Raw genomic sequence first — 20,954 nt, forward strand, 5'->3', positions numbered from 1 at the left:
GTTCACGGCGCCGCCACGCAACGCATGTCCGTAGGATTCTGGACGATGCTCGGTGGGGCGCCCCGCGGGCAATCTGGACCTGAGCTTCGCGCGGCGCCTGCAAGCCGCGTAGGGCCGCGGACTCAGTGCGGTGGGGGCTCGGTCGACGCGGAGGGCGCGCTGGCCGGGCCCTGCTTCTTCGGGATGAGCGAGCGGCGAGGGCCTCGGAGGGCGAAGTTCAGCAGGAAGGCTCCCGGCAGCAGCATGCCCAGTCCCTGGGTCAGGTTGGCCGGTGGATGGGCCACCACGCCGAGCACCAGGGCGGCGAAGAGCACACCACACACCACACGGATGATGAGGGAGTTCACGCGGGACACTCTACTCCAGCAGCCCGTCACCCATCGGTGGGCGAGCGGGAAGCCGTCGGGGGCCTCCCGCTCGCCTGCCCCCCTGGGACAGCGAAGGACTTCAGGCCACCTGGCGCTGGGGCGCGGGGACGGCGGTGATGACGCGCGAGTGCGTCTCCGGGATGGAGAAGCCGGCCTCGCGGATGGCCAGGTTGGTGTCGGCGTACACCTGCCCGTAGCTGTTCGTGTGGCAGAAGGGACGCACCGCCAGCACGGGCCCGGCCATGGTGAAGTGGTCGATGAAGACGGCGGGGGCGGGGGTCTGCATCACGTTGGGGATCTGCGCCAGCCGCTCCGCCAGAATCTTGATGGCCGCGCGGTGATCGTCCGAGTGGCTGAGCTGCGCCACCAGATCGACGCGCCGGTGCGCGTTGGCCGAGTAGTTCTGGATGGTGTCCGAGAAGATCTTGTTGTTGCCCACGAAGGTCCGCACGTTGTCGGCGGTGTTGATCACCGTCGAGAACAGGCCGATCTCCTCCACCGTCCCCGTCACGCCGCCCGCGGTGACGGCGTCTCCGACCTTGAAGGGACGCAGCACCACCATGAAGATGCCCGCCGCGTAGTGCGACAGCAGGCCCGACCAGGCCGTGCCGATGGCCACGCCCGCCGCCGCCAGCACCGCCGCGAACGAGGTCGTCTCCAGCCCGAAGTAGCCGAGGATGGCCACGACGAGGACGACCTTCAAGAGCACGTTCAGGGCGCTCTCCGCGTAGCGGGCGATCGTCGCGTCCAGCTTGCGCACGGCCATGGCCTTGCGCACCAGCCGCACCGCCAGGTTCACCATCCACCCGCCGATGATCCACAGCGCGATGGCGCCCAGCAGCTTCAGGCCGACGCTGGTCCCCTTGGTCAGCAGGTCCGCCGTGAGCGCGTTGAAATCCGTGTTCATGCAATGCACCTCTCCAAGGCCCGGATGCTCCCGGGCGTGACGGGGAGGCGCTCTGCAACCGGCTGGCCAGCGCTCCCGGGTGTCACATCCCCTGGAAATCCGAGGCTGACGGAGGGGTCGCCCGTGTCAGGGCCCGCGCGACGTGTCAGCGGTTGACACGTCAGCGCTCACGGAGGCAGGGCGAGGCCCAGGGCTCAGAAGGCGACGGGGAGCCGCTCCAGGCCGTGGATGAGCAGGCCGGTCCGCCACCGGAGCGTGGAGGGCTCCACGGCCAGGCGCAGGCGTGGCAGCCGTTGCACCAGCAGGTTGATGGCGATCATGGCCTCCAGCCGCGACAGGGGCGCCCCCAGGCAGAAGTGGATGCCCACGCCGAAGGAGAGGTGCCGGTTGGGCGTCCGGGTGATGTCGAAGCGCTCGGGCTCGGCGAACTGCTCGGGGTCGTGGTTGGCCGACAGCAGCGAGGCCATGATCATCTGCCCGGCGGGGATGACCTGCCCCAGGAACTCGGTGTCCTCGAGCGCGAAGCGGCTGGTGGTGTGCCGCACCGGACCGCAGTAGCGCAGCATCTCCTCCACGGCCGACTCGATGAGGGACGGCTCTCCGCGCAGCCGCTCCAGCTGGTCCGGGTGCTTGAGCAGGGCCCACACGCCGTTGGTGACCAGGTTCACGGTCGTCTCGTGGCCCGCCACCAGCAGCAGGAACACCATGCTGGTCAGCTCCACCGGGGTGAGCCGGTCCCCCTGCTCCTCCGCCGCGAGCAGGGCGCTGGTGAGATCGTCCTGCGGCTCGGCGCGGCGCCGGTCCAGGAAGTCCTGGAGGTACTGTTGGAACTGGACGACCGTCTTCCGCAGCGGCTCCAGGTTGCTGCTCCGGGGCGGGGAGAGCAGGGTGGTGGTCCACTCGCGGAACCGGTCCTGGTCCTCCAGGGGCACGCCCAGCAGCTCGGCGATCACCGTGAGGGGCAGCGGGAAGGCGAACGCCTCCAGCAGGTCCACGCTGCCACCAGGCGGGAAGGCCTCCAGCAGCCGCTGGGTGATGGCGGTGATGCGCGGGCGCAGGGCCTCCACCCGGCGCATAGTGAAGGCCTGGGACACCAGCGAGCGCAGCCGCGTGTGCACCGGCGGATCGGCGTTCAGCATGTGCTTGTCGATCTGGCCGATCTCCTCCACCCGGAAGTAGCGGAGCCGGTCCTCGTCGGCCAGCTTGTAGCGGTCCTTGATGAAGCGGGCGTCCTTCAGCAGCTCCTGCGTGTCCCGGTAGCGGCTGACGACCCACATGGGGACCTGCTGCGTGGGGCTGAGCACCCGCGCGACGCGGGTCTCCCGCCTCATGCGTGCGTAGATGGACAGCGGATCGACTCGCGCCTCGGGAGACCACAGATCGAAGCGATGCGCCGGCGCGCTCAAGTGTTGCTCCAGGAGAGGTTCAAGGGTGTGGAGCGGCACAGTATCCCCCGCCTTCCTGGCTTTACATGACTTACCAGGGAGGGTGCCGCCCCAGACGCTCGCACTTCCTGGGTGCCGCTGGCGGCGGGCTCACCCGCCGTAGGGCGTGGAGAACTCCGCCCAGCGGCCCGTGGGCTGCAGCCCCGTGCCCGGGTTCTGCGAGCGGTTGGCGGCGGTGCGCAGCTCGCGAGCGGACTTCGCCAGCGACTCGATGGAGAGCACCAGCGCGTTGATCTGCGGGTCCTCCGCGCCCTCCAGGCGCTGCACCCAGGTGCGCATGAAGCGGATGGCGGCGAGCACCTCGTCGCGATCGAAGACCTCTCCGGTGCTCCGCAGGTCCTCCTCGACCAGGTAGATGAACATGCGGGCGAAGTTGGCGAACATCCGGTCATGCACCGGGCGCCTGCGGTTGTTGGCGGGCGGCGGGCTGAAGTTGTCGCGCAGCTGCTTGAAGCTGAAGGTGCGCACGCTGGCGAGCTTGCCCGTGCCGGCGCGGAAGCCCGGCGCCTCCATCCAGCCGGCCGCCGCGGACTTCTCCACCGCCATCTTGGCGACGATGAAGGCGTGGTGGACGTCGTAGTTGGGCAGCAGGACGGACTCCAGGTAGTCGCCGATGAAGGTGGCGAAGCTGTCGCCCTCGTAGAGCAGGGCCGGATCGCGCAGGAAGGACATGACGAACCAGGTCTGCTGGAACACCTCGCTCTGCTTGATGCGGGCCTCGTTGTAGTCCGGGTTGCTGTGGACGCTCTGGTCCACGACGGGCGGCAGCACGGTGCAGGGGTGGGCGCCGTTGTCGCAGGTGACGGGCAGGCGGCGGGCCAGCGGATGGATGCGCAGGAAGTCACCCGTCTCCCAGATGGGGTTGCGGGCGATGACCTTCTCCAGGTGGGCGCTGATGGCCACCGGCTCGCTGCCGTTGCGCTCGTCCACCAGGAAGTCCGGGTGGAGGTGGGTGCCCTTGCGCAGCATGTGCTGGAAGACCTGGAGCGACTTGTACTTGAGGCGCATCCACTGGCAGGCGCGGGGGTAGTCGGCGAGGTTGGCGCCGGCCAGGTCCGGGTTGCACTCCGTCAGGGTGGGGATGGCGTCGTAGTAGCCCCAGAGGTTCTTGTCGCTCGGGTCGGCCAGGTAGGCGTCCACGAGCTGGTACCACTCGGCGTTCGCGCTCGTCTTCGGGCGCGTGGCCATGTCGGGGAACCACTCGAAGACGGAGCGGTGCTCCTCGCCGTGGAAGCCGTCCTCGGAGAGGTGATCGAACGGGAGGCCCATGCGCAGGTGCCGCAGGTCGATGGCGTGCAGCTCGTCATAGGCCTGGTGCGCCTTGGCCAGCGAGTCGATGCGCCCGGTGGCCCACAGCAGCTTCCGGTCGTTGACGAGGTGATCCATGAAGGCCGCATCCCGCTCGTTCTGGGCCTGCGAGTCATGGACGGGCAGGTTGGGCGTGCTGGCGGCGAAGGGCTCGTAGGCGGGCTGGAGCGGGCGGAAGCGCGCGGGGTGGAGCAGGCGCTTCATGTCGTAGCGCTGGCGCTGCGCGTGGATGAGGCCGAGGATGGCGTTCGCCCGGGCCTCGTCCACGTGGGTGGAGGCGCGCCGCAGGACGTCCGCGTCGGTGTAGCCCACGCGTGCCAGCTCGATGGCGTCCGGGCTGTGGCAGCTGGCGCACGAGCCGCGCGTGCCCTCATAGCGCCAGGCCGCGAGGCCCGCGTTGTAGCGGCTCTGCAGCTCCTCGGTGCTCATCGCCGTCGCGGCGGCGTAGGGCCTGCCGCAGCGGGCATCCGAGCCGGCGGGCTCCGGACAGAGCAGCGTCTCGGGGTACTCGACGGCCTCTGGGACGGGCGTGTTGGGGACCGAGGGGAGCTCCGGATTGTCATCCGGGTCCGGATCGGGCGAGACGGGAGACTTGCTGTCACAGGCGCTCAGGAGCACGAGCGCCGTCAGCGTGGCCAGCCGGGCCACGGATGGCAGCCGGGACGGATGCAGCGAGACGACGGACATAGGACACACCCCCGCGGGCAAAGGAGACCCACACGGAGTGTGTCAGAAGATGGGGCCCGGAGTCAGGGGACTCGGCGCACTTCCTCTCATCAGAAGTGGCCGGCGCGCGCCTCGTCGAAGGACACCCGGTGCTTCATGTAGAGGGTGTCCAGCATGTGGTTGCTGATGGGATTGAGGTTGCCGTCGGTGAAGCGGTGCACCACGGCGCCCTTGCCCGCGTCCTTCATGAAGGCGAGCGGATCCACGCTGCCGCCCAGGCCCGTGAGCGTGGGGACGGGGTCGGCGTTGTTGACGTAGTGCACGTACTGGGGGCCATCCACGTACTTCGTGGAGGCCGCGCCGAAGGTCTCCACCTTGAGGTGGCTGAGCAGCTTCTCGGTCTCGGCCTTGGACAGGCCGTCCTCGAGGCGCAGCCGCTGCTCCACGTGGGAGAGCGCCCGAGCGGTGATGAGGCCGCCCTGGCTGTAGCCCATCAGGTGGACGTCACGCCCCGCCTTCAGCTCCGTGTAGAGGGTGTCCGCCAGCGTGTCCACGGCGGGGTTGCTGCCCTTGTCCAGCTTGTCCGTCACGCACTGGGCCAGGTCCGAGGCCAGCCCCTGGGTCGAGTTGTGGATGCCCACCACCTTGGCGCCCGAGGTCTCCGCGATGGACTGCATCTCCTTCAGCTGGCCCTCCAGCGGCGTCATGATGCCGTTGACGTAGAGGATGGTCTCCGAGGGGTTGGGGTTGTTCTTCGGGGTGACGCCCGGCATCTGGTTCAGCGAGGTGCCCGGCGGGAACGTCTGGCCCTGGGCGCCCACGAACTGCCCGTCGAACATGCGGTCCGGCTTGGCGCTGCCGCCGAAGAGCTTCGACACCTCCGCCACCGTGGTGGCCTCGAACACGTCCGCGCCCATCTTCAGGAAGCGGGGCAGGTCGGCAATGCCCTCCTTGGCCATGTTCGCCAGCTTCTCCAGCGGGTTGAGCGACTTCTTCTCGGGAGCGGCCGTGCGGGCGGTGGTCGCCGGGGTGAAGGCGCTGCGGCTGCGGTCGATGGTGCTCATGGAAGGCTCCTGCGAACTTGGCTTGGAGGGATGCGTTACCTTCATTGTCCTACAAGGTGGGGAAAAGTTGCCTGGCCCTTGAAGAAAGATGGATTCCCTTGTGAGGACGCGGCCTTACGGGAGGCGGTGGTAGAGGGGGAGGTTGGCGGGGGCGGGATAGAAGGAGAACCAGCCGGAGTAGCCGACGTCGGGGCTGGTGATGACGACCTCGGGGGCCTTGTTGCCGGAGCTGGTGAGCTGGGCCGCGCGCAGGCGGCCGAACTTGCCGGCGCTGTGGGCGAACCAGAGGTTGCCGGACTCGTCGAACACGATGCCTTCGGGCAGGGCGGTGACGGTGAGGCCGACCTGCACCGCGGGCGTCACGGTGACGGTGCCGGAGCCCGCCTGGTCCGTGGGGGTGAGGCGGGCGAGGGTGCCGTTGAAGTTCACCCAGAGGTTGCCCGTGGCGTCGAAGGCCAGGCCCGAGGGGGCGCGAAGGTTGGCGAGGTTGGGCGGGGGCGCCTTCGCCTGGATGACGAGGTCTGGAGCGGCGGTGGAGGAGGAGGAGAGGCGGCTGGCGTTGTAGCGGCCCACGCGGTCATCGCCGACGAAGGCGACCCACAGGTTGCCCTCCCGGTCGAACGCGAGGCCCGAGGGGCCGTCGAGCCCGGTGAGCTCCACCGCGGGGGTGGGGCTGCCACTGACGGCGAGCTGGTCCGCGTTGTAGCGGACGATCTTGTCGTTGAAGCCCACGGTGACCCAGAGGTTGCCGCTCGGGTCGAAGGCGAGCGCGCGGGCGCGAGGGAAGCCGCCCTCGAGGGGACCACCTCTCAGGGTGATGGTGGCCGTCTTCTCGCCGGGAGTGCCCAGCGCGGAGGCGAGGATCATGAGCACGGGGGGATCGACGGTGGTTCCGCCCACCGCCCACAGGTTGCCCTCGCGGTCGAAGGTGGAGCCCTCGGAGCCTCCGGTCCTCGCGGCGACGGTGGCGGCGGGGTTGCCGGTGGAGCCCAGCACGTCGGCGGAGAAGCCGAGGAGCGGGGCGCTCCCGCCGGAGCCATTGCTGGCCCAGAGCTTCCCGCTGCTGGGGATGGGGGAGTAGGCGACGGCGATCTCCGTGCGCTCTCCCTCCTTCACGCAGATGGGAGGGATGCTGCTCTCCGGCTGGTAGGCCGTGCGGAAGAGGGGGTGGGGGGCGACGACGATCCGCCGCTCGAGGGTATAGCTGCCGACTCCGAGCTCCAGGGTCTGGGTGCCGTTGACGACCTGAGTGCCCCGGCTGCCCACGAGCTGCATGTTCGCGGGGGTGGAGTCTGGCAGGCCGGTGACGGTGAGCTGCAGGGTACCGGTGCCACTGCCCGTCTCCTCGCACTGGTAGGTGGGCTCATCGTCGCAAGCGGCGAAGAGCAGGGAGGAGCCAAGAAGACCAAGGATGGTGAGCCTGCGCATCCACAACCCCCTTTGTTGGTGAGGGAGGGAGTTCAGGCCCCTGGGACACCCAGCGTCAAGCCCCGACGGCGTGACGCAAGGCGGTGGGCGGCTGGCGGCTAATCTCGAGCCTCCACCTCGCGGAACATGACCCCGTCGAGTTCCAGGCGCTTCACCGCATCCACCATGCGCTCGGTGGCGAAGATGAGCGTGGGCCAGTCGCTGAGCCTGAAGACGTCCAGGCTCGCGGGAAGGGTCGCGGCATCGAGCCAGTACGTGTCCGGGAGGCTGACGTCACCACTGCCACATTGGGGGCAGGGTGGCTTGCGGCTCGGTGGCAGACAGCCCGGGTGCAGCGTGCCATGCGCCACGAGCTGCAACTCCAGGAGTTCGGGAGCGCGCCTGGCGCGGAAGCGCACGTTCAGCGAGCATCCCTGAAGCCCTCGCAGCCCCGCGCCCTGCAACTTCTCCAGGGCCTCGCGAGTCGCGAAGAGCGACCAGGGGTTCTGCATGAAAAGCTGGCCGAAGTGGCCCGAGCCTGTGCCGGTGCGTTGCCCGAACACGGTTCCTGGCTTCAGCAGTGCATCCTTGGGAGCGAGGGGGCGTACCAGCTCGCGCAGCCGCTCGAACTCCTCGAAGGGAACAGGCCAGGGGGTGGACAGCTTCTGGAGCTCCCGTGTGGGCAGCCCGGACAGATCCACGCACGGGTACTGCAGTCCCACCCACCCTCCAGGGGAATTGCAGGTCGGGCACTGCATCCCTGGTAGTCCCCACGGGTGCGCTGCGTTGCTCAGATCGCCCGTGTAGCGGGGAGCTGGATCCTGGGTGATTTCGTAGAACGTCATGCCTCCTCGGTGCGGTTCGGCTCCGCGGTCAGTTCCCGTAGAGCTGGGGGCCGATCGGGATGACCGGCCGATTGTACGGCACGATGGGACCTGTCAGCTCATAGCGGAAGGCCAGCTCCAGGGCGTAGCGAAAGAGGACCTCGGGAGGCTGGGGCCGGGGATTGGCACGGTAGAACTGCCGCCATGCCTCGTTCCACAGTCCTCCGCGTCCGGTGCCTCCGTGTATCTGCCGGTGGATGTGCTCGGGGATGAGCATCGTGTACTGGTGGACCGCGATTCCCGACCTCCCGAACCAGTCCTTGAACTCCAGGGCCTGGGGGAACAGGTGGTGCCTGACCACCCTGCCTTCGTATCGAGGAAAGGCGGGGAGGTAGCCGAAGCGGTATTGGAAGTGGAACGTCATCCGAGGCCGGGCACCCTCTCGCAGGCCGGAGCGCCTCCAGTGACGCCACGAGACAGGGCCGCGCATCGGCGGGCGGTGGCCTCCTCCCCGCGCAAGCACCAGGCTTGCCTCGTGCGCGAGTGAGGTGCTGGCTACCGCATCCGGGTCCACGTCCTCACAGGCGAAAACGCCGCACAGACCTTCCTCCCCCTCGCATGCGAGGACGATGCACTGATCGGTGTCGGGAGCCTCGCAGGTGTTGGCCGCTTCGGGCGTCGCCTCCTCCCATGCTCCCATTGCAGGCGCCGTGGTCCCGCACCCCAAGAGCGGAATCGCGACGAGGGAGAGCCAGCACAGGAGCGAGGGCAGGGTAGGTTCCGGCATGCAAGCCCGGATGGTAGCCGTGGCGTTCCCCTCTCGGATGGGCAGCCAGGTGGCGCGTTGGACGCTCTGCGTCAAGAGCGCGGCGAGCGCATGCCCTCCAGGCTTGCGGAGGGGCGCGCGGCAGGACCCACCCGGGCATCACTGCCGGGCATCAAATCGCCGTCTGTTTGCCTCGGAATCTACCTACAAGGTATTCAGTCTGTTCCAGACCATTAGGGGGAAGCATGAGCATCCTCATCAAGAACGGTCGCATCGTCACCGCCGTGGACGACTACGTGGCGGACGTCTTCATCGAGGGCGAGAAGATCACCCTCATCGGCAAGGATCTGAAGGTCCAGGCCGACAAGGTCATCGACGCCTCGAACCGGCTGGTCATCCCCGGCGGCATCGACCCGCACACGCACTTCGACATGCCCTTCGGTGGCACCACCTCCGCCGATGACTTCGCCAGCGGCACCAAGGCGGCGGCCTTCGGCGGCACCACCACCATCATCGACTTCGCCATCCAGTCCAAGGGCGAGTCCACCCTGAAGGGCCTGGACGTCTGGCACGACAAGGCCTCCGGCAAGGCGACCATCGACTACGCCTTCCACATGATCATCACCGACATGCCGGACGAGCGGCTGCCGGAGATGCGCAAGCTGGCCGACGAGGGCATCACCTCGTACAAGCTCTTCATGGCCTACCCCGGCGTCCTCTACGTGGATGACGGGACGCTGTACCGCACCTTCCGGCAGGCGGGCGACAACGGCACCCGCATCTGCATGCACGCCGAGAACGGCATCGTCATCGACGAGATCATCAAGGCCGCGGTGAAGGACGGCAAGACGGAGCCCAAGTACCACGCGCTCACCCGTCCCACGCGCATGGAGGCCGAGGGCGTCCACCGCGCCATCAGCATCGCCGAGGTGGCCAAGGTCCCCCTCTACATCGTCCACCTGTCAAGCTCGGACGCGCTGGAGCAGGTGAAGATCGGCCGGGCGCGCGGCGTGGACGTCATCGCCGAGACGTGCCCCCAGTACCTCTTCCTCGACCAGAGCTACTACGAGCGCGACGGCTTCGAGGGCGCCAAGTGGGTGATGACGCCCGCGCTGCGCGAGAAGTGGAACCAGGACGTGCTGTGGCAGGGCCTGAAGTTCCGGGACCTCGAGACGATCGCCACCGACCACTGCCCCTTCTGCTTCAAGGACCAGAAGGAACTGGGCAAGGACTCCTTCACCAAGATTCCGAACGGGGCGCCCGGCGTCGAGAACCGGATGAGCCTCGTCTACAACGGCGGCGTGGTGGGCGGGCGCATCAGCCTCAACCGCTTCGTGGAGCTGACCTCCACGGCGGCCGCCAAGGCGTTCGGCCTCTTCCCGAAGAAGGGCACCATCGCCGTGGGCTCGGACGCGGACATCGTCATCTTCGATCCGAACCGCAAGGAGACCATCAGCGTGAAGAACCCGCACACCCACCACATGAAGGTGGACTACAGCGCCTACGAGGGCTTCCAGGTGCAGGGCTTCACGGAGACGGTGCTCTCGCGCGGACGCGTCATCATCGAGAAGAACGAGCTGAAGACCGAGCGCGGCGGGCAGTTCGTCAAGCGCGCCCTGTGCGGCTCGCTGCTGCGCTGAGCCTCACCCCTTTCCCACAACCCCCCAGAGCAGCACTCGAGCAGAGGACTCATGGCACGTAAGGTCATCGGCGGGCTCATCCAGATGTCCAACCCCATCAACGACCCGTCGGCCTCCGTGCAGACGATCCGCGATGCGATGTTCGAGAAGCACCTGCCCTTCATCGAGGAGGCGGGCAAGCGGGGCACGCAGATCCTCTGTCTCCAGGAGGTCTTCAACGGCCCCTACTTCTGCCCCTCGCAGGACTCGAAGTGGTGCGACCTGGCCGAGGCCATCCCCGGCGGCCCCACGGTGGAGCGGCTCTCCGCCTACGCCAAGAAGTACCAGATGGCGATGGTCATCCCCATCTACGAGCGCGAGATGGCGGGCGTCTACTACAACACCGCGGCGGTGGTGGACGCGGACGGCACGTACCTGGGCAAGTACCGCAAGAACCACATCCCGCAGACCAACGGCTTCTGGGAGAAGTACTTCTTCAAGCCGGGCAACCTGGGCTACCCCACCTTCCAGACGCGCTACGCCAGGATTGGTGTCTACATCTGCTACGACCGGCACTTCCCGGAGGGCGCGCGCCTGCTGGGGCTGAACGGGGCGGAGATCGTCTTCAACCCGTCGGCCACGGTGGCCGGCCTGTCGCAGTACCTGTGGAAGCTGGAGCAGCCGGCGCACGCGGTGGCCAACGGCTACTTCATCGCGGCCAGCAACCGCGTGGGCACCGAGGCCCCGTGGAACATCGGCCGGTTCTACGGCACCAGCTACTTCTGCGATCCGCGCGGCAACATGCTGTCGGTGGGCAGCGAGGACAAGGACGAGCTCATCACGGCGGAGATGAACCTCGACATGATCGAGGAAGTGCGCCGCACCTGGCAGTTCTTCCGGGATCGCCGCCCGGACACCTACGAGAACATGGTCAAGCAGCTCCCGTAGGCACGCATCCCCGTCTCAAAGGTCTTCATCCACATGAGAGTCATGGAACCCAAGCGCTTCGAGCTACCCCCAGGCCGCGCGGAGGAGGGCTTCAAGGACAAGAAGCCTCTCTACACACAGGCCGAGGCGATGGCCGAGGCCAACCGCTGCCTGTACTGCTCGGACGCGCCGTGCATCAAGGCGTGCCCCACGGCCATCAACATCCCCGAGTTCATCCGGAAGATCGGCACGGGCAACGTCAGGGGCTCCGCGCGGACGATCCTCACCGCCAACATCCTGGGCCAGAGCTGCGCCCAGGCCTGTCCGGTCGAGGTGCTGTGCGCAGGCTCGTGCGTGTACACGGGCTGGGGCCGCGAGCCGATCAACATCGGCCGGCTGCAGCGCTTCGCGGTGGAGACCACGCTCGAGAAGACGTCCAACCTCTTCCAGGCGAAGCCCCCCACCGGCAAGCGCATCGCCCTGGTGGGCTCCGGCCCCGCGTCCATCGCGGCGGCGGGCATGCTCGCGCTGGAGGGCCACACCTGCATCATCTACGAGCGCAAGGCCATCCCCGGCGGGCTGAACTCGCTGGGCATCGCCCCGTACAAGCTCAAGGGCCCCGAGGCGCTCCGCGAGATGGAGTGGGTGTTCTCCCTGGGCCGCATCGAGCTGCGCACGGGCGTGGAGGTGGTGGAGCAGGCGAAGGGCCCGGGGCAGGTGTCCGCCTCGGAGCTGCTCGCCTCCCATGACGCCGTGTTCCTCGGGCTGGGGCTCGGGGCGGACTCGCGGCTGGGCGTGCCGGGCGAGGAGGGCGAGGGCGTCGAGGGCGCCACGCTCCTCATCGAGCGCATCAAGACGGAAGCTGGCTTCCAGCTGCAGGGCGTGAAGCACGCCATCGTCGTCGGTGGCGGCAACACCGCGCTGGACATCGCCCACGAGCTGGCGCTGCTCGGCGTGGAGGTGGACATGGTGTACCGCCGCTCCGAGAAGGAGATGGGCGGTTATGTCCACGAGCTGGACAGCGCCCGCCTGGACGGCGTGCGGCTGGTGGAGAACCGGCAGCCGGTGGAGATCGTCCGCAAGGACGGCAAGGTGGTGGCGGTGAAGCTTGCCGCCACGCGCGACGGCAAGCCCCTGCCGGGCACCGAGGAAGTGGTGCCGGCGGAGCTCGTCGTGATGGCCATCGGCCAGGAGCGCGCCACGGGCGTGGCGAAGGCCTTCCCGGGCGTCGAGCTGGACGCGCGCGGGCGGGTGAAGGTGGATGCCGCCACGCATCGCACGGGCCACGCGAAGGTGTGGAGCGGCGGCGACTGCGTCAATGGTGGCAAGGAAGTGGTGAACGCCGTGGCGGAAGCGAAGGTTGCCGTCCGGGACATCCAGCGGCACCTGGCAGGGGAGTGAGACGAGATGGCCGATCTGTCGATTGATTTCTGCGGCGTGCGCAGCCCGAACCCCTTCTGGCTGGCGTCCGCCCCGCCGACGAACACCGGCGACCAGGTGATGCGGGCCTTCGACGCGGGCTGGGGCGGCGCGGTGTGGAAGACGCTGGGCAACCCCATCGTCAACGTGACGAGCCGCTTCGGCGGCATCGACTACGGCAACACCCGGCTGATGGGGCTCAACAACATCGAGCTCATCACCGACCGTCCGCTCGAGGTGAACCTGCGCGAGATGCGCGAGGTGAAGCGGCGCTATCCGAAGCACACCCTCATCGCCTCGCTCATGGTGGAGACGAAGGAGGAGTGGAAGGAGATCATCCGCAAGGCCGAGGACACGGGCGCGGACCTGCTGGAGCTCAACTTCGGCTGTCCGCACGGCATGTGCGAGCGCGGCATGGGCTCGGCGGTGGGCGCGGAGCCCAAGGTGCTGGAGGAGATCTCCCGGTGGGCCATGGAGTTCGCCCGGGTGCCGGTCATCGTGAAGCTCACGCCGAACGTGGGCGACATCACGGAGCCGGGCGAGGCGGCTGCGCGCGCGGGCATCCCGGCGCTGTCCCTCATCAACACCGTGAAGTCCATCATGGGCGTGGACCTGGACCGCATGGTGCCGCTGCCGCGCGTGGGCAAGGCCTCCACCAACGGTGGGTACTGCGGCCCGGCGGTGAAGCCCATCGCGCTGCACCTCATGTCGCAGCTCACGCGGCACCCGCAGGTGGGCAAGCTGGCCTTCTCGGGCATCGGCGGCGTGTCCAACTGGAAGGACGCGGCGGAGTTCATCGCCCTGGGCGCCACCTCGGTGCAGGTGTGCACGGCGGTGATGCACTACGGCTACCGCATCGTCGAGGACATGATCGAGGGGCTCTCGAACTTCCTGGACGAGAAGGGGATGAAGTCGGTGAGCGAGCTGCGCGGCCGCGCGGTGCCCGCGTACCAGGACTGGGGCGAGCTGGATCTGTCCTACAAGCTGGTGGCGAAGATCAACGAGGACAAGTGCATCGGCTGCCAGCTCTGCTACGTGGCCTGCATGGATGGCTCGCACCAGTGCATCCACATCCCGGGGCGGACGGAGGAGGAGTCCCGTCGCGCCGGCCACACGCACATCCCGACGAACGTGCCCAACCGCGTGGTGACGGCCAAGGCCGGCACGCCGGGGGCGCGAGTGCCCTTCGTGCACGAGGACGAGTGCGTGGGGTGCAACCTGTGCCAGCTGGTGTGCCCGGTGCCGGACTGCATCACGATGGAAGAGGTTCCGTCGGGCAAGCCGGCCGAGACGTGGAATGACCGCGTCGCCAAGGGCACGGACTTCGTGCCGGGCGGGCTGGACGCCACCGTGGCCGCGCGCCGAAGGAGCAGCTAGGCCATGTCGCTGACGAACGAGGATCTCGCGGCGACACCGCCGGAGAAGCGCACCTGGACGTTGAAGCACTTCGCCGCGCTGTGGGTGGGCATGGCGGTGTGCATCCCCACGTACACGATGGCCTCCGGGCTCATCGATCAGGGGATGAACTGGTGGCAGGCCCTGCTGTGCGTGGGCTTGGGCAACACCATCGTCCTGGGGCCCATGCTGCTCAACGCGCATGCGGGAACGAAGTACGGCATCCCGTTCCCGGTGTTCGCGCGAGCCTCGTTCGGAGTGATGGGGGCCAACGTGCCGGCGGTGCTGCGCGCCCTGGTGGCGTGCGGCTGGTTCGGCATCCAGACGTGGCTGGGAGGACAGGCGCTGTGGCAGCTGCTGCTGGCCATGGCGCCGGGGCTCGAGGGGCCGCTCAGCTCGGCGGGGATGAAGGCGGCCATCGGCATCCACCCCGGAGAGTTCCTGGGGTTCGCGGTGTTCTGGGCGGTGAACCTCTACTTCATCGTGAAGGGCACCGAGTCCATCAAGTTCCTGGAGCTGTACTCGGCGCCGTTCCTCATCGTGGTAGGGCTGGTGCTGCTCGTGTGGGCGTGGGTGAAGGCGGGGGGCTTCGGGCCCATCCTGTCGCAGCCGTCGAAGTTCACGGACATGGGCTCCTTCATGGGGGTGTTCGTGCCTGGGCTCACGGCGATGGTGGGCTTCTGGGCCACGCTGTCGCTGAACATCCCGGACTTCACCCGCTACGCGCGCAGCCAGCGGGATCAGGCGCTCGGGCAGGCGCTGGGGCTGCCCGGGACGATGGTGCTCTTCTCGTTCATCGGCGTGGCCGTGACGTCCGCCACGCCCATCATCTTCGGCGAGACGATCTGGGATCCGGTGAAGCTCTTGGGGCGGGTGGGCGGAGCGTTCGTGACGCTGGTGGCGATGCTCTCGCTGTCCATCGCGACGCTGTCCACCAACCTGGCGGCGAACGTCGTGTCTCCGGCCAATGACTTCTCGAACCTGGCGCCGGGGAAGATCTCCTACAAGATGGGCGGCATCATCACGGCCGTCATCGGCGCGGTCATCTTCCCCTGGAAGCTGATCGAGTCCTCGGGTGGCTACATCTTCACCTGGCTCATCGGCTACTCGGCGCTGCTGGGGCCGGTGGGCGGCATCATGGTGGCGGACTACTTCCTGGTGCGCCGCCGCGAGCTGGCGGTGGAGGACCTGTACCGGCGCGGCGGGCAGTACGAGTTCCAGGGAGGGGTGAACTGGAAGGCAATGCTGGCGCTGGCGATCGGCGTGGCGGTGAACGTGCCTGGGTTCCTGGCGGAGGCGATTCCGGGGATGAAGGACGCGGTGCCGGGCTTCTGGCGCACGCTGTACACCTACGCGTGGTTCGTGGGCTTCCTGCTGTCCGGAGCGCTGCACTACGCCTTCGCCGCGATGTCCGCGCCGCCGAAGGCGGAGGCCCGGCTCGAGCCGAGGCCCTGAGCGGTCGTCGGGGCTACGAGCCGCGAACTGGCAGCTCGCGGAAGGAGAGGTCCAGCTCGTAGCCCAGGCGGCGCACGGCGTCGACGAAGCGCTCCGTACCAATAATGGTGGTCAGGAAGTCTTCCAGGCGGAACAGGTCGAGGTCCTGAGGCAGGGTGGCCCCGTCCAGGATGAGCTCGGACGCAGGAGGGCGAGTCCAGCCCTTGCGCTCACACTTGGGGCAGGGAGCGGGGCGGTCCGCGGGCAGGCAGTCGGGGTGAAGGCGGCCGCGAGGAAGCAGCTCCATTTCGAGCAGCTCGGGAGGGTTCTTCTTGCGGAAGCGCAGCTGGGTGCGGCAGCCCTTCAGGCCTCGAAGGCCCTCGGCCCGCAGTCGCTCCAAGGGCTCTCGCTGCATCAGCAGTCTCCAGGGATGCGCCAGGGTCAGCGGGCCAAAAATCCCCCGCGCCGGTCCTGTCAGTGGACCGAACCCGGACCCTGGCCAGAGGTGGACGCCAGGAGGTACCAGGGGGCGCACCTGCTCGCGCAGCCGTTCGAACTCCGCATAGTCGTCCTCGCACCGAGCCGAGTATTTCTCCTGTTCTCGAGATGGCAGGTGGGACAAGTCCACCGACGGGTAGTCATCCGCGGCAGTGGACCAGATGGCATGGCACACCGGGCAGTGCACACCAGGCAGGCCCCACTTGCGTTCGTCCGTGTAGTAGGCCGAGTTGCGCGGATTCGGAACGTCCTCCAGTGAGTAGAACCTCATGGATCTTTGTACCCCTCGGGGAGTGGTTGCGGCAGTCGTCTCCGATAAGGCACTACGGGCCCGAACAGCTCGAACTCGTAGATGAGCTGCCCGGCATACCGGAAGATCTCTTCTTGAGTCGCACCGTCATTGGCAAGGATCCATCTCCTCCACGCCTCATTCCAGGGGCCGCCGTTTGCGCCTCGGTGAATGCTCCGGTGCTTCATCAGCTCCAGAGGGATCGTGTATTGGTCGATGTTGATCTTTTTTCGGGCGAACCACAGCCTGAACGCTCGTGAGAAGACGTGGTGATGCTCGTGAGGCTTGAGACGTTCCCTGGCCGCCTCCTCGAGGTCGTTCAGCTGGCTGGGTAACAGCGGGAGCTTGTGGTCCCACGGAATGAGGAACACGGGCCGCGAGTCGTGTGGCAGGCCCTGAGCGCTCCCCCAGTAGCGTTGGGCTCCTGCCTGCGCGCTGGGGCGAGGGAGAGGCGCACCTCGGGCAGGCACGACACGGCTCTCCGCCAGGTGCCCCACCACCTCGCGGCACCGGTACATCCCGCAGTGCTGCCCATCGCACAGCGCCAGCAGGCTGCTCCCGTCCTGGCACGCCTCCTCGAACGCGACGGGCTTGGCTGCCACCTCGCAGCCGGAGCTTTCGCCCTCGGGGGATGGAACCGTGGCGCATGACGCCACCACGCCGAGCGCCAGCACCCACATCCATCGCCAGAGGAGTCTGCTCATGAGCCGCGAACGTAACACTCCGCTCGGCTGGCACGTCCGAAGCGCGCCGCCGGTTCTCGCCCCAGCCCCTCTCGAGCCGCTCCGCTAGTTGAGCGGCAGGTCCAGCGTCGCCGTGGCGCCCTTGCCAATCCCGTCGCTCTCCAGAGCGAGGTGTCCGCCCAGCATCCGCGCCGCCAGCGAGCTCGAGTGCAGGCCCAGCCCGTGCCCACCCTCCCGCGTGGTGAACCCCTGCGAGAAGAGCCGCTCCCGCAGCTCCGGCGCGATGCCCATGCCGTTGTCCACCACCCGGATGCGCGCCAGGCCCTCCTGCGACTCGAGCCGCACCTGCATGCGGCGCTGTCCGTCGGGCAGCGTGGCCATGGCGTTCTTGGCGTTGCTGATCAGGTTGATGAGGATCTGCAGCACCTTGTGCTTGTCCACCCGGATCCGCGACGGCAGCGGAGCCAGCTCCTGCAGGACGTCGATGCCATGCCGCTTGAGCGCCGGCATCTGGATGCTCAGCGCGTCCTGCACCAGCTGCCCCAGGTCGCACTCCTCGGTGACGAGCGTGGTGCGGGCGTACGTCTGCTGCACCTGGACGATGGCGCGGATGTGCTCGATGTGTTTCTGCATTGCCCCCAGCCCCTCCTGCAGCGTCGCCTGCTCCCGGTGCAGCTCCTCGTTGAGCGCGGACAGGTAGTCCGGCAGCCGGATGCCTCGCCGGTCCTGCGTGAAGAAGTCCGCCAGCGCGCTCCGGTGATCCAGGAGCATGTCGGAGACCTGCTTCAATCGCCCCAGGCGGGAGCCTTCCACCGTCTGGCTCAGCACCTGGACGTTGATGACGGCGCTGGTCAGCACGTTGCCCACGTTGTGCAGCACGTTGGTGGCCACCTCGGCCATGCCCGCCGAGCGCGCCGTGTCCACCAGCTGCGCCTGGGCCTGCTTGAGCTCCCGCGTGCGCTCCTCCACCCGCTTCTCCAGCTCGTCGTTGGCACGGCGCAGGGCGGCCTCCGCGCGCTGCACGTCCGCGTACAGCCGCGCGTTCTCCAGGGAGATGGCCGCCTGTGAGGCGAGGTGTCCCAGCAGCGAGATGCGTGCCGGAGTGAAGGCGTTCGTCGCCAGGCTGTTCTCCAGGTAGAGCACCCCGCGGAACTCCTCCCGGCGCAGCAGCGGCAGGCAGAGCACGGAGCGGGGCCCGCCCCGCTCGAGCGAGGCATCCGCCGAGAACGGGTGCGGCTGGGACGCGTCGTTGATGAGCACGTGCTCGCGCGTGCGCCGGACATAGGAGATGAGCGCCCAGGGCAGCGAGGCTCCATCCAGGCCCGCGCCCGAGTCCCCCGCCGCGGTGTCCGAGAAGGCCATGGGCGTCAGCTTCTCGCCGCGCGGCAGGAGCAGGGCCCCGCGCTGCGCCCCCGCGTTCTCGATGGCCACGCGCAGCAGCGTGTCCGCCAGCCGCTCCAGGACGATCTCTCCGGAGATGGCCTGCTGGGCCTTCACCACCGTGAGGGCGTCGATCTGCGAGGAGTTGGTGTCCGTGAGGGTCTCCTCAGCGGGCGCCGTGGCGGCCAGGTGTGGCCACTGCTCGTCCAGGTGCTGGAGCTTGCCTCGCGCGCCCCAGCGCAGCCAGGACTCCCGGGCCCGGCGCGCGTAGGTGTCCGCGATGGTGGGCATCCGCCGCGCGTACCAGAAGCGGGCCGCCAGCTCGCTGGCGAGCGCGACGTGCTGGATGAAGTCGTTCTCGCGGGCGGACTGGAGCGCCTCCTCGTAGGCCGGGAAGGCCTCGCTGTCCCGGCCCGTGACGCGCGCGAGCTCCGCGAACACCATCCGCTCGGGCGCGCGGAAGGTCTCCGCGCACGTGCCCACCCACTCCGCCAGCTGCTGGTGGTGCCCTCGGATGGCCTCGATGGCAGCGCCGCGCTCCTCGGGGGACAGCTCCTCCAGGCTGGCGGCCAGCGTCAGCGCGCGGAAGAGGTGATAGTCCAGCAGCTGGATGTGCCCCATCGAGGACCAGGCCAGCTCGGCGGCCCGGGCTCCCGCCCCCAGGGCCTCCGCGTACGCTCCGCGCAGGTAGCGCGCCTGCATCTTCAGCGTCCAGTACCAGCACCGCATGATGCTCATGCGCGCCGGGGTCAGCGTGGCCTCGAAGGACTCCTCGGTGAAGTCGTCCCCGCTCAGCGAGCCGAACGCGGGCGCCAGGCCGCGCAGCTGCTGCACGTAGCGCTGGGTGAAGTGGACGATGTCCCCCACGTCCAGGAAGCCGGCCTTGCGCGCGAAGTCCAGGCGCGCCACCGACTCCTGGTAGACGTCCTCCAGCTCGTGTCCCAGCGCCAGCCGGTCCGTGACGATGTGGTTGCAGCAGTAGCCGGCCACCTGGAAGTCACTGGCCTGGAGCGCGTGATGGAAGGCACGGCGGATGAGCTCCAGGGCCTCCGAGAGCGGCCGCGTGAAGTAGCTGATGATCTCCAGGCTGTAGAGCGCCCCTCCCCGGAGGGCGGCCAGATCGTGGCGCTCGACGAGCGCGCAGGCGAGCCGGCCGAAGGCCAGCCCCTCCCGGTAGCGCTTGAAGGCCGGCCCCAGCACCACGCCATAGGAGGAGTAGCCGGGGATGGAGGCCTCCGTGTTGCCGTGGCGGAGGCTGAGCGAGACCAGCCGGCAGAGGTGGAGGATGAGCAGGTTGGGGTCCGTGAGGAAGGCCGGCGCGTACAGGGCGGCCAGCACGCTCATCACCGCCTCCATGTCCGGATCACTCATCCTCGGCAGCTCGACGAGGCTCTCGATGGGGCGCTCTGCCAGCAGCTGCCACACCTCGTCATTGGCCGCCACCACCTCCTGCCAGGTGGGGTGCGCGGACATGGGCATGCCCAGCAGCGCCAGCCCCTCCAGGAGGCTCTCGAGGGCCGCCTGGATGGCGCCCGTGCTGATGAGCAGATCGTTCTTCTTGCGGTAGACGGCCGCCGTCTCCGTCCGGGTCCGTGCCCGGGGGCGCAGCTCCTCCACCAGCTGACGCGCCTCGGCGGCGTGGCCGCTCATGAACTCGCACGTCGTCTGATCCAGCCGGAGCCGGAAGGCCAGCTCGTGCGCCGTCTCCCAGGGGTCGCCCGGGAGGAGCTGGAAGGCCGTGGCCAGGTACGAGACGGCCGAGCGGAACGCGGTGGAGGACTGGGCCTTCCAGCCCGCCTCGGCGTTCAGCCGCGCGACGCGGTGGCGCTCCTCGGGATCGGTGATGAGCTCCATGCCGGCGTTGAGCTGGCTCACCACGTCGAAGAGGTTCTCCCGCACCTGGTCTGGCGTCAGGCTCGCCAGCAGCAGGCGGCCGATGCGCAGGTGGATGGCCTTGCGATCCTCCACCGGGATGAGGGCGTGGGCCGCCTGCTGGATGCGGTCATGCAGGAAGCGGTACTGCTCCGGGCCGTCGCTCATCAGCAGGCCCGCTTGGAGCGCGGGCTCCAGGCCCTGCTCCACCTCGGTGGCATCCAGCATGTCCGAGATGAGGAGCAGGATGCGCAGCGAGAAGGAGTTCCCCGCGCACGCCGCCAGCCGCAGCAGGTGCTGCGTCCCGAGCGGCAGCTCGCGCAGCTTGCCCACCATGAAGTCGACGACGTTGTCCGAGTAGCCCCTGGCCCGCACGCCCTCGGCGTCCCAGCGCCAGAGCCCCTCGGCCGTGCGCGACAGCAGGCCGTCCTGGTTGAGCCTCAGCAGCAGCTGCAGGAGGAAGAAGGGGTTGCCGCCGGTCTTCTCGCGGGCCAGCGCCGCCAGCGGCTCGACGATCTCCATGCCCGCCCCGGGCAGCGTGTCGGCGACGAGCCGCCGTACCTCCTCAAGGCTCAGCGGCTCCAGCCGGAGCGCGGACATCCTCGTGCCGGCCCTGCGCAGCTCCTCCAGCGCCAGGGTGAGCGGATGCGAGGGGCTCACCTCGTTGTCGCGGTAGGCGCCGA

At 68.6% G+C, this 20,954-nt stretch carries 16 protein-coding genes; 5 read left to right on the forward strand and 11 right to left on the reverse strand.

Translation table 11 applies throughout. The features are described from left to right. Positions 1–122: 122 nt before the first annotated feature. The 8 genes from KY572_RS36985 to sitA6 (KY572_RS37020) all read right to left on the reverse strand — a co-directional run bounded on the left by KY572_RS36985 (position 123) and on the right by sitA6 (KY572_RS37020) (position 8,776). On the reverse strand, positions 123–347 hold the full coding sequence (locus KY572_RS36985; protein ID WP_224248417.1) for a hypothetical protein: 225 nt from the start codon (positions 345–347) through the stop codon (positions 123–125). Between the two features lie 100 nt (positions 348–447). After that, a complete protein-coding gene (locus KY572_RS36990; protein WP_224248418.1) occupies positions 448–1,275 on the reverse strand; it encodes a mechanosensitive ion channel family protein in 828 nt (275 codons plus the stop codon). Between the two features lie 194 nt (positions 1,276–1,469). Continuing rightward, entirely contained in the window at positions 1,470–2,681 is a 1,212-nt protein-coding gene (locus KY572_RS36995; protein WP_224248419.1) for a cytochrome P450 family protein, read from the reverse strand. A 129-nt stretch (positions 2,682–2,810) separates the two neighbouring features. Next, positions 2,811–4,715, reverse strand: a complete 1,905-nt coding sequence (locus tag KY572_RS37000) for a hypothetical protein (RefSeq protein WP_224248420.1) — start codon at positions 4,713–4,715, stop codon at positions 2,811–2,813. An 89-nt stretch (positions 4,716–4,804) separates the two neighbouring features. Continuing rightward, on the reverse strand, positions 4,805–5,758 hold the full coding sequence (locus tag KY572_RS37005) for a hypothetical protein (protein ID WP_224248421.1): 954 nt from the start codon (positions 5,756–5,758) through the stop codon (positions 4,805–4,807). A 114-nt stretch (positions 5,759–5,872) separates the two neighbouring features. Then, positions 5,873–7,186, reverse strand: a complete 1,314-nt coding sequence (locus tag KY572_RS37010; RefSeq protein ID WP_224248422.1) for a Vgb family protein — start codon at positions 7,184–7,186, stop codon at positions 5,873–5,875. 98 nt (positions 7,187–7,284) lie between these two features. Then, positions 7,285–8,010: a SitI6 family double-CXXCG motif immunity protein gene (sitI6, locus tag KY572_RS37015; RefSeq protein WP_224248423.1), complete on the reverse strand. Its 726-nt coding sequence runs from the start codon at positions 8,008–8,010 to the stop codon at positions 7,285–7,287. A 28-nt stretch (positions 8,011–8,038) separates the two neighbouring features. After that, on the reverse strand, positions 8,039–8,776 hold the full coding sequence (gene sitA6 / locus KY572_RS37020; protein WP_224248424.1) for a SitA6 family polymorphic toxin lipoprotein: 738 nt from the start codon (positions 8,774–8,776) through the stop codon (positions 8,039–8,041). Between the two features lie 224 nt (positions 8,777–9,000). On the opposite strand from sitA6 (KY572_RS37020), the gene hydA reads away from it, so the two are divergent. From hydA to KY572_RS37045, 5 genes are read left to right on the forward strand one after another with little or no spacing between them, the layout of a single operon-like run. Then, positions 9,001–10,395 (forward strand): dihydropyrimidinase, encoded by a 1,395-nt coding sequence (gene hydA, locus KY572_RS37025; protein ID WP_224248425.1) that lies wholly within the window; start codon positions 9,001–9,003, stop codon positions 10,393–10,395. A gap of 51 nt (positions 10,396–10,446) precedes the next feature. Beyond that, a complete protein-coding gene (locus tag KY572_RS37030) occupies positions 10,447–11,322 on the forward strand; it encodes a nitrilase-related carbon-nitrogen hydrolase (protein ID WP_224248426.1) in 876 nt (291 codons plus the stop codon). Between the two features lie 42 nt (positions 11,323–11,364). Further along, positions 11,365–12,702 (forward strand): FAD-dependent oxidoreductase, encoded by a 1,338-nt coding sequence (locus KY572_RS37035; RefSeq protein ID WP_224248427.1) that lies wholly within the window; start codon positions 11,365–11,367, stop codon positions 12,700–12,702. A 6-nt stretch (positions 12,703–12,708) separates the two neighbouring features. Continuing rightward, positions 12,709–14,097 carry an NAD-dependent dihydropyrimidine dehydrogenase subunit PreA gene (gene preA, locus KY572_RS37040; RefSeq protein ID WP_224248428.1) on the forward strand — a complete coding sequence of 463 codons (1,389 nt, stop codon included), beginning with the start codon at positions 12,709–12,711 and terminating at the stop codon, positions 14,095–14,097. 3 nt (positions 14,098–14,100) lie between these two features. Continuing rightward, positions 14,101–15,570: an NCS1 family nucleobase:cation symporter-1 gene (locus tag KY572_RS37045; RefSeq protein ID WP_224248429.1), complete on the forward strand. Its 1,470-nt coding sequence runs from the start codon at positions 14,101–14,103 to the stop codon at positions 15,568–15,570. Positions 15,571–15,583: 13 nt separating this feature from the next. On the opposite strand, the gene sitI6 (KY572_RS37050) is transcribed toward KY572_RS37045, so the two are convergent. The 3 genes from sitI6 (KY572_RS37050) to KY572_RS37060 all read right to left on the reverse strand — a co-directional run. Then, on the reverse strand, positions 15,584–16,318 hold the full coding sequence (gene sitI6 / locus KY572_RS37050; protein ID WP_224248430.1) for a SitI6 family double-CXXCG motif immunity protein: 735 nt from the start codon (positions 16,316–16,318) through the stop codon (positions 15,584–15,586). After that, positions 16,315–17,040, reverse strand: a complete 726-nt coding sequence (sitA6, locus tag KY572_RS37055) for a SitA6 family polymorphic toxin lipoprotein (RefSeq protein ID WP_224248431.1) — start codon at positions 17,038–17,040, stop codon at positions 16,315–16,317. The genes sitI6 (KY572_RS37050) and sitA6 (KY572_RS37055) overlap by 4 nt, the downstream gene beginning before the upstream one ends. An 84-nt stretch (positions 17,041–17,124) precedes the next feature. Then, a partial coding sequence (locus tag KY572_RS37060; protein WP_224248432.1) for a trifunctional serine/threonine-protein kinase/ATP-binding protein/sensor histidine kinase occupies positions 17,125–20,954 on the reverse strand: 3,830 nt, incomplete at its 5' end.

The sequence above is a fragment of the Hyalangium gracile genome (assembly GCF_020103725.1).
Taxonomy (GTDB): domain Bacteria; phylum Myxococcota; class Myxococcia; order Myxococcales; family Myxococcaceae; genus Hyalangium; species Hyalangium gracile.

Coding starts and splice junctions, on each gene's coding strand:
- sitI6 (WP_224248430.1), bottom strand. CDS start 16,318: ATGAGGTTCTACTCACTGGAGGACGTTCCGAATCCGCGCAACTCGGCC.
- KY572_RS37045 (WP_224248429.1), top strand. CDS start 14,101: ATGTCGCTGACGAACGAGGATCTCGCGGCGACACCGCCGGAGAAGCGC.
- sitI6 (WP_224248423.1), bottom strand. CDS start 8,010: ATGACGTTCTACGAAATCACCCAGGATCCAGCTCCCCGCTACACGGGC.
- sitA6 (WP_224248431.1), bottom strand. CDS start 17,040: ATGAGCAGACTCCTCTGGCGATGGATGTGGGTGCTGGCGCTCGGCGTG.
- KY572_RS37030 (WP_224248426.1), top strand. CDS start 10,447: ATGGCACGTAAGGTCATCGGCGGGCTCATCCAGATGTCCAACCCCATC.
- KY572_RS36990 (WP_224248418.1), bottom strand. CDS start 1,275: ATGAACACGGATTTCAACGCGCTCACGGCGGACCTGCTGACCAAGGGG.
- KY572_RS37000 (WP_224248420.1), bottom strand. CDS start 4,715: ATGTCCGTCGTCTCGCTGCATCCGTCCCGGCTGCCATCCGTGGCCCGG.
- KY572_RS37035 (WP_224248427.1), top strand. CDS start 11,365: ATGGAACCCAAGCGCTTCGAGCTACCCCCAGGCCGCGCGGAGGAGGGC.
- preA (WP_224248428.1), top strand. CDS start 12,709: ATGGCCGATCTGTCGATTGATTTCTGCGGCGTGCGCAGCCCGAACCCC.
- hydA (WP_224248425.1), top strand. CDS start 9,001: ATGAGCATCCTCATCAAGAACGGTCGCATCGTCACCGCCGTGGACGAC.
- sitA6 (WP_224248424.1), bottom strand. CDS start 8,776: ATGCCGGAACCTACCCTGCCCTCGCTCCTGTGCTGGCTCTCCCTCGTC.
- KY572_RS37005 (WP_224248421.1), bottom strand. CDS start 5,758: ATGAGCACCATCGACCGCAGCCGCAGCGCCTTCACCCCGGCGACCACC.
- KY572_RS37010 (WP_224248422.1), bottom strand. CDS start 7,186: ATGCGCAGGCTCACCATCCTTGGTCTTCTTGGCTCCTCCCTGCTCTTC.